This is a genomic window from Streptomyces sp. NBC_00659, from assembly GCF_036226925.1.
In the GTDB taxonomy this organism is placed as follows: Bacteria; Actinomycetota; Actinomycetes; order Streptomycetales; family Streptomycetaceae; genus Streptomyces.
Genome location: NZ_CP109031.1, coordinates 9,627,591 through 9,643,956 on the forward strand (window position 1 = coordinate 9,627,591; position 16,366 = coordinate 9,643,956).

Genomic DNA, 16,366 nt, shown 5'->3' on the forward strand with positions numbered 1-16,366 from the left:
GGGTTTCACAGGCTCTTGCGTGTCAGTTGGATCAGTGCGTCCACATCGAGCGCGTCCAGGTCGGTCTCCAGCAGCGCGCCGTCCGGTACGACCTCCGGCACCGGCTCGGGGTCCTCCTCCGGGGCGGCGAACAGCTCCGCCAGCAGGTGCGCGGCCAGCGCCGCCGGGGTCGGGTGGTCGTAGATCACCGTGTGCGGCAGCCGCAGACCCGTCTCCGCGCCCAGCCGGTTGCGCAGCCGGACCGCGAGCAGCGAGTCGAAGCCGAGCTCCACGAAGCCCCGTTCCGGATCGACCGCGTCGGGCGAACCGAAGCCGAGCACCTCGGCCGCCCCGCGCCGCACCAGCCCGCCGAGCACCCGGACCCGCTCGGGCCCCGACGCGTCCGCGAGCCGCGCGAGCAGTGCCTCGGCCGGCTCCGCCTCCCGCCGTTCGGCCGTGCCGTCCGGCTGGGCCGCCCGTACCTCGGGCAGGGCAGTGAACAGCGGGTTCGGCCGGCCGGAGCCCGACTCCCGGGTGAACAGGTCCCACGCGATGTCCGCGACGACGAACCCGCCCGTACGGCCGTCCGCGGCGTGCCGCAGCTTCGCCACCGCGTCCTGCGGCGCCATCGGCCGCACCCCGCTCAGCTCCAGCCGCCTGGCCGCCGCTCCGCCGGTCGCCATGCCGCCCTCGGCCCAGGCGCCCCAGGCGATGGAGGTGGCGGGCAGTCCGAGGGAGCGGCGGTGCTCCGCGAGGCCGTCCAGGTAGGCGTTGGCCGCCGCGTAGTTCCCCTGTCCGGCGGCCCCGAACGCCCCCGCCACGGACGAGAAGAGGATGAAGGCGTCGAGGTCGTGTCCGGTGGTGAGTTCGTGGAGGTGGTGGGCGGTGGTGGCTTTGGCGGTCAGGACGGTGTGGAGGCGGTGGGGGGTGAGGGTGTCCAGGACGCCGTCGTCGAGGACGCCGGCGGTGTGGACGACGGCGTTGAGCGGGTGTTGGTCGAGGAGTGCGGCGAGGGCGTGGCGGTCGGAGGTGTCGCAGGCGGTGATGGTGACGTGGGTGCCGAGGTTTTCGAGTTCGGTCTGGAGTTGTGCTGCTCCTGGTGCGTGGGGTCCGCGTCGGCTGGTGAGGATGAGGTGCTGGGCTCCGTGGGTGGCGAGCCAGCGGGCGACGTGGGTGCCGAGGGCGCCGGTGCCGCCGGTGACGAGGACGGTGCCGTGGGGTTGCCAGTGCTGGTCGGGGGTGGTGTGGGTGGTGTGGGTGAGGCGGCGGGCGTGGGCGCCGGAAGGGCGCAGGGCGAGCTGGTTCTCGTCCTGCGGGTCGGCGAGTACGGCGGCCAGTTGCTCCAGCGTGCGGGTGTCGGGCACGGCGGGCAGATCGATCAGCCCGCCCCACCGGTCCGGAGATTCCGCCCCCAACGTCTGCCCCAGACCCCAGAGCTGGGTCTGGGTCGGCCGGGTGACGGCGTCGCCGGCGCCGACGGCGACGGCACCGCTGGTGGCCAGCCACAGCGGGCAGGCCAGACCGATGTCACCGAGGGCCTGGCTGAGCGCGAGAGTGCCGGCGAGCCCGGCGGACACGGACGGGAACTCCTCCAGAGGCTCTTCGTCCAGCCCGAGCAGGGACAGCACGCCACCGATCTCGTCCGGCCCCGCCGGCGCGGCGGCACGCAGAGCCTCCGCCACCGCAGCCCGGCCAGCCCCCTTCGGCAGCCGCAGCGGGACGGGCACGACACCCTTCCCCTCCAGACCGCTCAGATCCGAGTACGGCGAGTCCGCCGCCGACTCCTCCGGCAGCACGACCAGCCAACGGCGTGCCTGCCCACCCGGGCCCGAACCCCGCCCGGACACCAGCCGCTGCCAGCCGACCCGGTACCGCCAGGCCGTCGTCGCGTCCTCGTGCCGTACCGCCCGGCGGTACGACGAGAGCAGCGGCAGCAGCGCCTCCAGCCGTTCGTCCACGTCCGTCCCCAGCACCTCGGCCAGCGACTGGAGATCGTCGCCCTCGACGGCCTCCCACAACTGGGCATCAGTGCCTGCCGGTTCCTCGGCGGCCGTGGGCTCCAGCCAGTAGTGGGTGTGCTGGAAGGGGTAGGTGGGCAGGTCGACGGTCCCGTCGCCGGAGCCCGCGAGGTAGGCGCTCCAGTCGACCAACGCGCCGTGCACGTGGAGCTGGGCGACGGCATCGAGCAGAGCCGAGGGCCCGGAGTGCTTTCGGGTCTGGGTGGCGATGGACGTGGTGTCTTCGAGGGTGTCTGCGGCGAGGGCGGTGAGGATTCCGTCGGGTCCGATTTCGAGGAGGCGGGTGGTGTTCTGGTCGGCGAGGGTGTGGAGGCTGTCGTGGAAGCGGACGGTCTGGCGGACGTGGCGGACCCAGTAGGTCGGGGTCTGGAGGTCGGTGGGGTCGGCGGGTTGTCCGGTGAGGTTGGAGATGATCGGCAGGGTGGGGGAGTGGAACTCGACCGACTCCAGGACTTGTTGGAAGTCGTGGAGCATGGGTTCCATGAGGGGTGAGTGGAAGGCGTGGCTGACGGTGAGCCGTTTGACCTTCCGTCCCTGGGTGGAGAGTTCGGCGAGGACCGCTTCCACGGATTCTTCGTCGCCGGAGATGACGGTGGAGGTGGGTCCGTTGACGGCGGCGATGACGGCCTGTCCGCGCAGCAGCGGGGTTATTTCCTGTTCGGTTGCTTCGATGGCGGCCATGGCGCCGCCGGCGGGGAGGGCTTGCATGAGGCGTCCGCGTGCGGTGACCACGCGGGCGGCGTCGTCCAGGGTCCACAGTCCGGCGAGGTGGGCGGCGGTGAGTTCGCCGATGGAGTGTCCGGCCAGGGTGTCGGGGGTGATGCCCCAGCTGGTGACGAGCCGGTGGAGGGCGGTCTCGAAGGCGAAGAGGGCGGCCTGGGTGTACTGGGTCTGGTCGAGGAGATCGTCCTCGGCCGCGAACATCACGTCCTTCAGCGGCCGGTCCAAGTAGGTGTCGAGTGCGGCGCATGCGGTGTCCAGCGCGTCGGCGAAGACGGGGAAGACGTCATACAACTCCCTTCCCATACCAGCGCGTTGGGCGCCCTGACCGGTGAACAGGAACGCGGTGCGCCCGGTCCGGGCAGTCCCCGTGACGATCCCGGGGCGTCCCTCGGCCACGGCCGCGAGCCCCGCGATCAGCTCCTCCCGGTTGCTGCCGATGACCACGGCCCGCTGGTCGAGGCGGGCGCGGGTGGTGGCCAGCGACAGGGCGACCTCGGCAGGAGTGTGATCGCGCCCGGAGAGATGGGCGGCGAGCCGTGCGGCCTGATCCCGCAAAGCGGGCCGGCTCTTGGCCGACAACACCCAAGGCACAAAGGGCAGTTCACGCGCGGGCTCGACTTCGGCCCGCTCCTCCGTCGCCTGCTCCAGGATCACGTGCGCATTGGTGCCGCTGATCCCGAACGAGGACACACCCGCCCGGCGCGGCCGGTCCACCTCGGGCCACTCCCGGGCCTGGGCCAGCAGCTCCACCGCACCCGCCGACCAGTCCACGTGCGGCGTCGGCTCATCCACGTGCAGGGTCTTGGGCAGCACCCCGTGCCGCATCGCCTGCACCATCTTGATCACACCGGCCACGCCCGCGGCAGCCTGGGTGTGCCCGATGTTGGACTTGACGGACCCGAGCCACAGGGGTTGTTCGCGGTTCTTGCCGTAGGTGGCGAGCAGAGCCTGGGCCTCGATCGGGTCACCCAGCTTGGTCCCCGTGCCGTGTGCCTCCACCGCGTCCACATCGGCGGGGGACAGCCCCGCACCGGCGAGCGCCTGCCGGATCACCCGCTGCTGCGACGGACCGTTCGGCGCTGTCAGCCCGTTGCTCGCACCGTCCTGGTTGACGGCCGAGCCACTGACCACGGCCAGCACCTCGTGCCCGTTGCGCCGTGCGTCGGACAGCCGCTCCAGGAGCAGCACACCCACGCCCTCGCCCCAGCCCGTGCCGTCCGCGGCTGCCGCGAAGGCCTTGACCCGGCCGTCCTGGGCCAGGCCGCGCTGGCGACTGAACTCCACAAAGGCGTTGGGGCTGGACATGATGGTCACGCCCGCGGCCAGCGCCATCGAGCACTCGCCGCCCCGCAGAGCCTGCGCGGCCAGGTGGATCGCGACCAGTGAGGACGAGCAGGCCGTGTCGACGGTGAAGGCCGGGCCCTCCAGCCCGAGAACGTACGAGACACGACCCGAGACCACGCTCGCCGAGTTGCCGAGGCCGAGGTGGCCCTCCAGCTCCTCCGGTACCTCGCGCACCGCCTTGGTGTAGTCGAGGTTGCTGGTGCCGGCGAAGACGCCGACCCGGCCGCCGCGCACCGAGTGCGGGTCGATGCCGGCCCGTTCGAAGGCCTCCCAGGACGTCTCCAGCAGGAGCCGTTGCTGCGGGTCCATGGCGAGTGCCTCGCGCGGGCTGATCCCGAAGAACTCGGCGTCGAAGCCGCCCGCGTCGTACAGGAAGCCGCCCTCGCGGACGTACGTACGTCCGGAGGCGTCCGGGTCGGGGTCGTACAGGTTCTCCACGTCCCAGCCGCGGTCGGCCGGCAGGTCGCCCATCGCGTCGACCCCGTCGGCGACCAGGCGCCACAGGTCCTCGGGCGAGCCGACCCCGCCGGGGTAGCGGCAGCTCATCGACACGATCGCGATCGGGTCGTCGTCCACCGGGGGCACCGGGACCGTCGCGTCCACGGCCGACTCCGGATCCCCGCCGACGAGTTCGGCCCGCAGGTGGGCGGCGAGCACGGCCGGGGTCGGGTAGTCGTAGACCGCCGTCGCGGGCAGCCGCAGCCCCGTGGCGGCGGTGAGACGGTTGCGCAGCTCGACGGCGGTCAGCGAGTCGAGACCGAGCAGCTTGAACTCGCGCTCCGGGTCGACCGCGTCCGCCGACGCGTGACCGAGCACCCCGGCCACCTCGGCTCGCACCGACGCGAGGACCAGCTGCCCGTGCTCACCGCTCGCCGCGGCACGCAGCCGCTGCACGAGCCCGGCGGGGGAGTCCTCCACGGCCGTGCTCACGGCCTCGCCGGACCGCGGGACGGCGACCAACTCGTCGTAGAACCGGTCGCGCCGCACCAGGTTCCCCGTGAACCGCTTCCAGTCGACGTCCGCCACCGAGAAGCAGCCGCCCGAGGAGGTTCGCCCGAGCTCCGCGACCGCGCGCCCGGGCGCCATCGCGGCCAGCCCGATCCGGCGCATCCGCTCCTCCAGCTCCGGCCCGGTCGCCATGCCGCCCTCGGCCCAGGCGCCCCAGGCGATGGAGGTGGCGGGCAGTCCGAGGGAGCGGCGGTGCTCCGCGAGGCCGTCCAGGTAGGCGTTGGCCGCCGCGTAGTTCCCCTGGCCGGGAGAGCCGGTCAGGCTCGCGAACGATGAGAAGAGGATGAAGGCGTCGAGGTCGTGTCCGGTGGTGAGTTCGTGGAGGTGGTGGGCGGTGGTGGCTTTGGCGGTCAGGACGGTGTGGAGGCGGTGGGGGGTGAGGGTGTCGAGGACGCCGTCGTCGAGGACGCCGGCGGTGTGGACGACGGCGTTGAGCGGGTGTTGGTCGAGGAGTGTGGCGAGGGCGTGGCGGTCGGAGGTGTCGCAGGCGGTGATGGTGACGTGGGTGCCGAGGTTTTCGAGTTCGGTTTGTAGTTGTGCTGCTCCTGGTGCGTGGGGTCCGCGTCGGCTGGTGAGGATGAGGTGCTGGGCTCCGTGGGTGGCGAGCCAGCGGGCGACGTGGGTGCCGAGGGCGCCGGTGCCGCCGGTGACGAGGACGGTGCCGTGGGGTTGCCAGTGCTGGTCGGGGGTGGTGTGGGTGGTGTGGGTGAGGCGGCGGGCGTGGGTGCCGGAGGGGCGCAGGGCGAGTTGGTTCTCGTCCTGTGGGTCGGCGAGTACGGCGGCCAGTTGTTCCAGCGTGCGGGTGTCGGGCACGGCGGGCAGATCGACCAGCCCGCCCCACCGGTCCGGGTGCTCCAGGGCGACGACACGGCCGAGGCCCCAGAGCTGGGTCTGGGTCGGCCGGGTGACGGCGTCGCCGGCGCCGACGGCGACGGCACCGCTGGTGGCCAGCCACAGCGGGCAGGTCAGGCCGATGTCGCCGACGGCCTGGGTGAGGGTGAGGGTGCCGGCGAGGCCGGCGGACACGGACGGGAACTCCTCCAGAGGCTCTTCGTCCAGCCCGAGCAGGGACAGCACGCCGCCGATCTCGTCCGGCCCCGCCGGCGCGGCGGCACGCAGAGCCTCCGCCACCGCAGCCCGGCCGGCCCGCTCGGGAAGGAGCACGGTCGCGACATCGGTGCCCCGCCCGGCCAGTGCCCGGGTCACCCCGGTGACGAGCGCGTGCTCGGCGTTCCCCGCCGAGGCGATCAGCAGCCAGCGGCCGGCCGGGGCCTGCGCCGCCGTCCCGCCCGTGCGCCGAGGCCGCCACGCCACGCGGTAGTGCCAAGCCTCCGCCGCGGACTGCTCACGCACCTCACGCCGCCAGCTCGACAGCGCGGGCAGCACCTCGCTGAACGGAGTCTCCGGAGCGATCGCCAGCGACGTCGCCAACGCGTCCAGATCCTCGCGCTCCACCGTCTCCCAGAAGCGGGCGTCGGTGGTGTCGGCCTCGATCGGCTCTGCGAGGGGCGTGGGCTCGAGCCAGTAGTGGGTGTGCTGGAAGGGGTAGGTGGGCAGGTCGACGGTTTTGGCGCCGGTGTCTGCGAGGTAGGCGCTCCAGTCGACCGACGCGCCGTGCACGTGGAGCTGGGCGACGGCCTCGAGCAGGGCTTTGGGCCCGGTGTGCTTCCTGGTCTGGGTGGCGGCCGCGGTGGTGTCGTCCAGGCTCTGCTGGGCCAGGGCGGTGAGGACGCCGTCGGGTCCGATCTCGAGGAAGCGGGTGGTGCCCTGGTCGGCGAGGGTGCGCAGGCTGTCGTGGAAGCGGACGGCCTGGCGGACGTGGCGGACCCAGTAGGCGGGGGTGGTGAGCTGGTCGGGGTCGGCGGGTTGTCCGGTGAGGTTGGAGATGATCGGCAGGGTGGGGGAGTGGAACTCGACCGACTCCAGGATGTGTTGGAAGTCGTGGAGCATGGGTTCCATGAGGGGTGAGTGGAAGGCGTGGCTGACGGTGAGCCGTTTGACCTTCCGTCCCTGGGCGGAGAGTTCGTCGGTGATGGCGGTGACCGACTGTTCGTCGCCGGAGATGACGGTGGAGGTGGGTCCGTTGACGGCGGCGATGACGGCCTGTCCGCGCAGCAGCGGGGTGATGTCGTCTTCGGTTGCTTCGATGGCGGCCATGGCGCCGCCGGCGGGCAGGGCCTGCATGAGGCGTCCGCGTGCGGCGACCACGCGGGCGGCGTCGTCCAGGGTCCACAGTCCGGCCAGGTGGGCGGCGGTGAGTTCGCCGATGGAGTGTCCGGCGAGGGTGTCGGGGGTGACGCCCCAGCTGGTGACAAGGCGGTAGAGGGCGGTCTCGTGGGCGAAGAGGGCGGCCTGGGTGTACTGGGTCTGGTCGAGGAGGTCGTTGTCGGCCGCGAACATCACGTCCTTCAGCGGCCGGTCCAAGTAGGTGTCGAGTGCGGCGCATGCGGTGTCCAGCGCGTCGGCGAAGACGGGGAAGGCGTCGTACAACTCACGCCCCATACCAGCGCGTTGGGCGCCCTGACCGGTGAACAGGAACGCGGTGCGCCCGGCTTTGGCGGTCCCGGAGATGATGCCGGGGCGTCCCTCGGCCACGGCCGTGAGCCCCGCGATCAGTTCCTGCCGGTTCGCGCCGACGACGACGGCCCGCTGGTCGAAGCCGGTCCGTGACACGGCCAGCGACAGCGCCACATCCAGCGGTGATGTGTCCTGGTCACCGGTGACGTGCGCGGCGAGCCGTGCGGCCTGCTCCCGCAGCGCGGGCCGGCTCTTGGCCGACAACACCCAGGGCACAACGGGCAGTTCACGCCCCGGCTGGACCTCAGCCTGCTCGGCGGGCTCCTCGGCCGGTGCCTGCTCCAGGATCACGTGCGCGTTGGTGCCGCTGATCCCGAAGGAGGACACGCCGGCCCGGCGCGGCCGGTCGGCCTCGGGCCACTGCCGGGCCTGGGCCAGCAGCTCCACCGCACCCGCCGACCAGTCGACGTGCGGGGTCGGCTCATCCACGTGCAGGGTTTTGGGCAGCACCCCGTGCCGCATCGCCTGCACCATCTTGATCACACCGGCGACGCCGGCGGCGGCCTGGGTGTGCCCGATGTTGGACTTGATGGACCCGAGCCACAGAGGCTGTTCGCGGTCGTCCTTGCCGTAGGTGGCGAGCAGAGCCTGGGCCTCGATCGGGTCACCCAGTTTGGTGCCGGTGCCGTGTGCCTCCACCGCGTCCACATCGGACGTGCTCAGCCCGGCACCGGCGAGCGCCTGGCGGATGACCCGCTCCTGCGCGGGCCCGTTGGGAGCCGTAAGACCATTCGACGCCCCGTCCTGGTTGACGGCGGACCCGCGCACTACGGCCAGCACCTCGTGCCCGTTGCGCCGTGCGTCGGACAGCCGCTCCAGGAGCAGTACGCCCACGCCCTCGGCGAAGCCGAAGCCGTCGGCCGCCGCGGAGAAGGCCTTGCAGCGGCCGTCGCGGGCCAGCCCCCGCTGGCGGCTGAAAGACACCAGCCCCTCGGAGGTGGCGATGACCGCGACCGCGCCCGCGAGCGCCAGGTCGCACTCGCCGGCCCGCAGCGCCTGCGCCGCCAGGTGCAGGGCGACCAGCGAGGACGAGCAGGCCGTGTCGACGGTCACGGCCGGGCCCTCCAGGCCCAGCGCGTACGAGATCCGGCCGGAGACGACGCTCGCCGCACCGGCGGTCACCCGGTACCCCTCCAGTTCCTGGGGGGCGTCGGGCAGGAGCGTGGCGTAGTCCTGGCCGTGCGTACCGGCGAAGACGCCGACCCGGCCGCCGCGCACCCGCTCCGGGTCGATGCCGGCCCGTTCGAAGGCCTCCCAGGACGTCTCCAGGAGCAGCCGTTGCTGCGGGTCCATGGCGAGTGCCTCGCGCGGGCTGATCCCGAAGAACTCGGCGTCGAAGCCGCCCGCGTCGTACAGGAAGCCGCCCTCGCGGACGTACGTACGTCCGGAGGCGTCCGGGTCGGGGTCGTACAGGTTCTCCACGTCCCAGCCGCGGTCGGCGGGGAAGGCGCCGATCGCGTCGCCGCCCGAGGCCAGGAGCTGCCACAGGTCCTCGGGGGAGCGCACGCCGCCCGGCAGCCGGCAGCTCATGGACACGATCGCGATCGGGTCGTCGTCCGCCCGGGCATCCACCCGGGCGGCCGCGGCAGCCGGCTCGACGGCCGGCTGCGTGCCCACCAGCTCGGTGTGCAGATGCTCCGCCAGAGCCGCCGGTGTCGGATAGTTGAAGATCAGCGTCGCGGGCAGCCGCAGCGCGGTCGCCGCGGTGAGCCGGTTGCGCAGCTCGACGGCGGTCAGCGAGTCGAAGCCGAGTTCCTTGAACGTGCGGTTCGCGGCGAGCGAGCCCCCCGAGCCGTGGCCGAGCACCGTGGCCGCGTGGCCGCGTACCAGGTCGAGGAGAGCCTCGTGCCGCTCCTTCGCGCCGAGCCCGGAGAGCCGTTCGGCCAGCGGTGAACCGCCGCCCGGGAGTGCGGCGGCCGCGGTCGTGCGGCGGCGCGGGGCGCGCACCAGTCCGCGCAGCAGCGGGGCCAGTTCACCGTCGGCGGCTTGGGCCCGCAGCGCGGGCAGTTCCAGGCGCATCGGCACCAGCGCCGGTGGTGCCGATGCGGCCGCGGAGACGGCCGTGTCGAACAGGGCCAGGCCCTGCTGCGCGGTCATCGCGGCCGCGCCCGCGCGGGCGAGCCGCTTGAGGTCGCCCTCGTCGAGGCGTCCCGCCATGCCGCCGCTCTCGGCCCACACGCCCCACGCCAGCGATACGGCGGGCAGGCCCTGGGCGCGCCGCTGGTGGGCGAGGGCGTCCAGGAAGGCGTTGGCGGCGGCGTAGTTGGCCTGTCCGGGGCTGCCGAAGACGGTGGCCGCGGAGGAGAACAGCACGAACGCCGTCAGGTCCAGATCGCGGGTCAGCTCGTGCAGGTGCAGGGCGCCGTCGGCCTTGGGGCGGAACACCTCGTCCAGGTGGTTCGGGGTGAGCGAGCCGACGACACCGTCGGCGACCGTGCCGGCGGTGTGCACGACGGCCCGCAGCGGGTGCTCGCCCGGCACGGCGGCCAGCAGTGCGGCGACCGCGTCACGATCCGCGGCGTCGCAGGCCGCGACCCTCACCTCGGCGCCCAGGCCGGTCAGTTCGGCCGCGAGTTCCGCCGCCCCGGCGGCCTCGGGTCCGCGCCGGCTGGTCAGCAGCAGGTGCCGTACGCCGTGCTCGGCCACCAGGTGGCGGGCCACGAGCGCGCCCAGACCTCCGGTGCCGCCGGTGACCAGCACGGTCCCGTCCGGGTCCCAGACCGCCCCGTCCCGCTCCGTCGCCGCCAGGGCGGTCAGCCGCGGTACGAGGATCCGCCCGCCCCGCAGCGCCAGCTGGGGCTCACCGGTGGCCACCGCCTCGGCGACCGCGTCTTGTCCTTCGAAACCCTCGACGTCGACGAGCACGAACCGTCCCGGGTTCTCCGACTCGGCCGACCGCACCAGCCCCCACACGGCGGCCGCCGCCGGATCGGGCACCTGCTCCCCGGCCGCCACCGCCCCCCGGGTCACCAGCACCAGCCGTGCCCCGGCGAACCGCTCCCCGGCCAGCCACCGCTGCACCAGCTCCAGCACCGAGCCCGTCACGCCCCGTACGGAATCGGCGAGTTCACCCTCGGACGCACCCGGCACGTTCACCGCGACCACCTGGGGCACCTCGACAAGCGCCTCCAGGTCGTCCCCGGCCACCGCCCACGCGAAGGACGGCACCGGCGAGACAGCACCCTTCGGCGCCGGCACCCAGTCCACGTGCAGCAGCGGCGCCTCGCGCGAGGCGGACAGCCGGTCCCGGGACACGGGCCGGGTCACCAGCGACTGCGCGCCCACCACCGGCACCCCGGCGCTGTCCGCCGCGTCCAGCGAGATCGCGTCCTGCCCGGCCGAGGCGAGCCGCACCCGCAGGGTGGAGGCACCCGCCGCGTACAGGGTGACCCCGCTCCAGGAGAACGCCAGCCTGCCCTCGCTCGGATCACGGTCGACAGCGCCCAGGTCCATCGCGTGCAGGGCCGCGTCGAGCAGCGCCGGGTGCAGGCCGAACTCGCCCGCCTGCGAGGTGAGTTCCTCGTCCAGGCCGACCTCGGCGAACACCTCGTCGCCGCGCCGCCAGGCCCTGCGCAGCCCCTGGAACGCGGGCCCGTAACCGAGCCCGCCGACCGCCAGAGTGTCGTAGAAGCCGTCGATGCCGACGGGCTCGGCGCCCTGCGGCGGCCAGAGGGTGAAGTCGTACGCCGTCTGCCGCGCCGTCGGCGGCGCCGTGTCCAGGGTGCCGCTGACGTGCCGGGTCCAGGGGCCGTCCGGGTCGTCCTCGGGACGCGAGTGCACCGTGAAGGGGCGGCGGCCGGAGTCGTCCGGCGCGCCGACAAAGGTCTGCAGCTGGACCGCGCCCTGCCCGGGCAGCACCAGCGGCGCCTCCATGATCAGTTCCTCGACGTGGTCGCAGCCCACCCGGTCGGCGGCCTGCACCGCGAGTTCCACGAACGCCGCCCCCGGCATCAGCACCGCGTCCATGATCAGGTGGTCGGCGAGCCACGGGTGCGTACGGGCCGACAGCCGTCCGGTCAGCAGCAGCCCCTCGCCGTCGGCGAGCGGCACCTCGGCCCCGAGCAGCGGGTGCCCGGCGGCGCCCAGGCCGGCGGCCGAGACGTCCCCGGCGGACGGGGCCGCCTCCAGCCAGTACCGGCGGCGCTGGAAGGCGTACGTCGGAAGATCGGTGAACGGCCGTGCGGACGGCGGCAGTACGGCGTCCCAGTCCGGGACGGCGCCGCGCGTGTGCGCCTCGGCGAGTGACAGCGTGAAGCGGTGCAGTCCGCCCTCGCCGCGCCGCAGCGAGCCGACGACGGCCGCCGCGGACCCGGCGTCCTCCACGGTCTCCTGCACGCCCATCGCGACCACCGGGTGCGGGCTGCACTCGACGAACAGGCCGTGCCCGCTCCCGGCGAGCGCACGGACGGCGTCCTCGAAGCGCACGGTCTGGCGCAGGTTGCGGTACCAGTACTCGGCGTCCATGACGGTGGTGTCGAGCCACTCGCCGTCCACCGTGGAGAACAGCGGCACCTCGGCGGTGCGCGGCGCGATCGGCGCCAGCAGCTCGGCCACCTCGTCGTGGATCTCCTCGACGTGCGCCGAGTGCGAGGCGTAGTCCACGGTGATGCGGCGGGCGCGTACCTCCTGTGCCGCGCACCGCTCCATCAGTTCGTCCAGCTCGGCGGTGGAGCCCGAGACGACCACGGACGCCGGGCCGTTGACGGCGGCCACCGACAGCCCCTGCCAGGAGGCGAGCAGCTCGCGCGCCTCGGCGGCGGGCAGCGCGACCGAGACCATGCCGCCCCGCCCGGCCAGCGCGATGATGGCCCGGCTGCGCAGGGCGACCACCCGGGCCGCGTCCTGCAGCGTGAGGGCGCCCGCGACGGCCGCCGCGGCGATCTCGCCCTGCGAGTGGCCCACGACCGCGGCCGGGTGGATGCCGTGGGACCGCCACAGCGCGGCGATGGAGACGTTGACCGCCCACAGCGCGGGCTGCACCACGTCGACACGGTCGAAGCCGGGCGCGCCGGGTGCCTCACGCAGGACGTCGATCAGCGACCAGTCGGTGAACGGTGCCAGCGCCTTGGCGCACTCCGTGAGCCGGGCCGCGAACACCGGTGAGGTGTCGAGCAGTTCGACGGCCATGCCGGCCCACTGCGCGCCCTGGCCGGGGAAGACGAACACGGCCCGGCCCGCGTCCTCGCCGACGCTCGTGCCCTCGACGACCTGCGGCGCCGAGGCGCCCTCGGCGAGCGCGCGCAGCCCCTGAAGCAGATCGGCGCGGCCTTGCCCGACCACGACCGCGCGCTGGTCGAAGGAGGCCCGTGTGGTGGCCAGCGCCCGTGCCACGGCCGCGGGTTCGGCGTCGGCGCGCGCTTCGACGCGCTCCAGCAGCCGCCCGGCCTGGGCGCGCAGAGCCTCCTCGGTGCGGGCCGACAGCGGCCACATCGACGGCGCCGTGCCCGTTTTCGTCCCGCTGTGCGCCGGCTCCTCGGCGGGAGCCTGCTCCAGAACGACATGGGCGTTCGTGCCGCTGACCCCGAACGAGGAGACACCGGCGCGGCGCGGCCGGTCCAGCTCGGGCCACTCCCGGGCCTCGGTGAGCAGTTCGACGTTGCCCGCCGTCCAGTCGACGTGCGGGGTGGGCTCGTCGACGTGCAGGGTCCTGGGCAGCACACCGTGGTGCATGGCCTGCACCATCTTGATGACACCGGCGACACCGGCGGCGGCCTGCGCGTGCCCGATGTTGGACTTCAACGAGCCCAGCCACAAAGGCTGTTCGCGGTCCTGACCGTAGGCGGCCAGGACGGCCTGTGCCTCGATCGGGTCGCCGAGCCGGGTGCCGGTGCCGTGCGCCTCGACCGCGTCCACGTCCGAGGCACCGAGCCCGGCACTGGCGAGAGCCTCCTCGATGACACGCTGCTGGGAGGGACCGTTGGGTGCCGTGAGACCGTTGCTGGCACCGTCCTGGTTGACGGCCGTGCCCCGCACCACGGCCAGCACCCGGTGGCCCGCCCGCCGCGCGTCCGACAGCCGCTCCAGGACCAGGACGCCCACTCCCTCGGCCCAGCCCGTGCCGTCGGCCGCGCCCGCGAACGCCTTGCAGCGCCCGTCCGCGGCGAGCCCGCGCTGCCGGCTGAACTCCACGAACACCTCGGGCGTCGACATCACCGCGACACCGCCGGCCAGCGCCAGGTCACACTCCCCGCCGCGCAGCGCCTGCGCCGCCAGGTGCAGCGCCACCAGCGACGACGAGCAGGCCGTGTCGACGGTCATCGCCGGGCCCTCCAGGCCCAGCACATAGCTGATGCGGCCGGACATCACACTGCCCGCGCGGCCGGTGCCGAGATAGCCCTCCAGACCCTCCGGCACCCGGTCCAGACCGGTGGCGTAGTCGTGGAACATCACACCCGCGTACACACCGGTCCGGGTGCCGCGCAGCGACCGCGGGTGGATACCGGCCCGCTCGAAAGCCTCCCAGGAGGTCTCCAGCAGCAGCCGCTGCTGCGGGTCCATGGCGAGCGCCTCACGCGGGCTGATCCCGAAGAACTCCGCGTCGAAGTCCCCCGCGTCGTACAGGAACCCGGCCTCGCGCACGTAGCTCGTCCCCGGCTGCTCCGGGTCCGGGTGATACAGCTTCTCCAGGTCCCAGCCCCGGTCGGCGGGGAACTGCGAGACCGCGTCGCGCCCTTCGGCGACCAGGTCCCACAGGTCCTCGGGGCCGCGCACCCCGCCCGGCAGCCGGCAGCTCATGCCGACGACGACCACCGGGTCCTCGTCGGCCGCCGCCCGGCGCCGCCGCGCCACCGGGGTGGCCGACGTGCCCAGCAGCAGGTCCACAAGGTGCCGGGCCGCCGCCTCGCAGGTGGGCCGGTCGAAGGCCAGCGAGGCGGGCAGCCTGAGACCCGTGGCGGCGGTCAGCCGGTTGCGCAGCCGGACCGCGGCCGCCGAGTCCAGGCCCAGGTCCTTGAACGAACGGTCCGCCGGCACGGCGTGCGCCCCGCGCCCGCCCAGCACCTGGGCGGCCGCCTCCCGTACCACCGAGGCCAGCAGGTCCGTGCGGCTGTCCACGGTGGCTGCCAGCAGCCGTTCGCGCAGCGCGTCCGCGACGGCCGGATCCGCCGGCGGGGCCGCCTCGGCGAGCCCCGAGACATCGGCCGGCCGCGACGCCAGCAGCACCGCCGACGCGGGGTCGAGCGCGTGCCGGACCGGCTTCCCGGAACCGGTGCGCGGCACCGACTCCGTCACGTACAGCGTCTCCGGGATCTTGATGTGGGACAGCCGCTCCCGGCAGGCGGCGAAGATCACGTCCGCGTCCAGCGGCCCGGCACCCGCCGCGGGCACCAGGAACGCGACCGGCACCTCGCCGAGCACCTCGTGCGGTACGCCCCTCACGGCGGCGTCGGCGACGCCGCCGAGCGAGCGCAGCACCTCCTCGATCTCGCCGGGGTGGATGTTCTCGCCGCCGCGGATGACGAGTTCCTTCAGCCGCCCGGTCAGGGTGAGCCGGCCGGCGGAGTCCGTGCGGCCCAGATCGCCGGTGCGGTAGTAGCCGTCGACCAGTGCCTCGGCGGTGTCCTCGGGGCGGTTGTGGTAGCCGAGCATCAGGTTCGGGCCCGACACCCACACCTCGCCCTCCTCGCCCGGGGCGACGTCCGCCCCGGAGCCGGGGTCGGCCAGCCGCAGCGAAAGGCCGGGCACGGGACGGCCGCTGGAGCCCGGGACGCGCTCGTCGCCGGGCACGTCGGCGGTGATGGCCCCGCACGTCTCGGTGGAGCCGTAGGTGTCCAGCAGCGGCACCCCGAACACGTCCTCGAAGGCGTGCGCGAGCGAGGTGCCCGCGCCGGCCCCCGAGGTGAGGCCGAGCCGCAGCCCCGGCAGCACGGGCCGCTCGCCGCCGCGGCCGCGCGCGACCTCGATCAGCTGGTGGTACAGGGTGGGAACGCCCGCCAGCAGCGTGTACCCGCCCTCGGCCAGCTCGTCCAGCACATCACCCGCCGACAGGCCCGGCATGAGGTGCGCGGACGCACCCGTCGCCGTGACGCCGAGCACGCAGAACACATGCGCCAGGCTGTGGAACAGCGGCAGCGGCCACAGCACCCTGGTTTCGGCCGACAGGCCGAACACCGGGGCGTAGCAGGCGGCCACCGACCACAGGCAGCTGCGCTGCGTGGACAGCACGCCCTTGGGGCGGCCCGTGGTGCCCGAGGTGTAGAGCAGGAACGCCGGGTCGTCCAGGGACAGCCCGTCGCGGGCCGGCCGGGGCGCGTCGGTCGTGGCGAGCGCCTCGAACGAGGCGAGGCCTTCGGTGCTCTCGCCGTCCGCGGCCAGGATCAGGATCAGGGACCGTTCGGCGGCCAGGGGAGCGAGTAGCGCAGCACCGGCGGCGTCCGTGAGCACCACGCGCGCTCCGCTGTCGTCCAGCAGATGCGCCAGCTCGGCGGCCGTCGCCTGCGAAGCGGCCGGCACACCCACTCCGTCCGCGCGCAGCACGGCGAGATAGGCCTCGACCGTCTCCACGGTGTTGCCCAGATGGATCAGCGCACGGTCACCGGGCGCGAGCCCGAGCGCCGCGAGGTGTCCGGCCAGCCGCCCCGTGCGGGCCCGGAGCTCCTTGTACGTGACGCTCCGGCGTACGTCGCTGAACGCGGCCTTGCCGGCGTGGGTCTCGGCCTGGATCCGCAGCAACTCGGGCAGTGGCCGCACCAGTTCGGTACGCAGCATGGAACAGACTC

Annotated in this window: 1 protein-coding gene; it reads right to left on the bottom strand. The window is 73.8% G+C overall.

Annotated features, from left to right (window positions below):
- Positions 1–5 precede the first annotated feature (5 nt).
- Entirely contained in the window at positions 6–16,355 is a 16,350-nt protein-coding gene (locus OG410_RS42385) for a type I polyketide synthase (RefSeq protein WP_329303978.1), read from the bottom strand.
- Positions 16,356–16,366 lie beyond the last annotated feature (11 nt).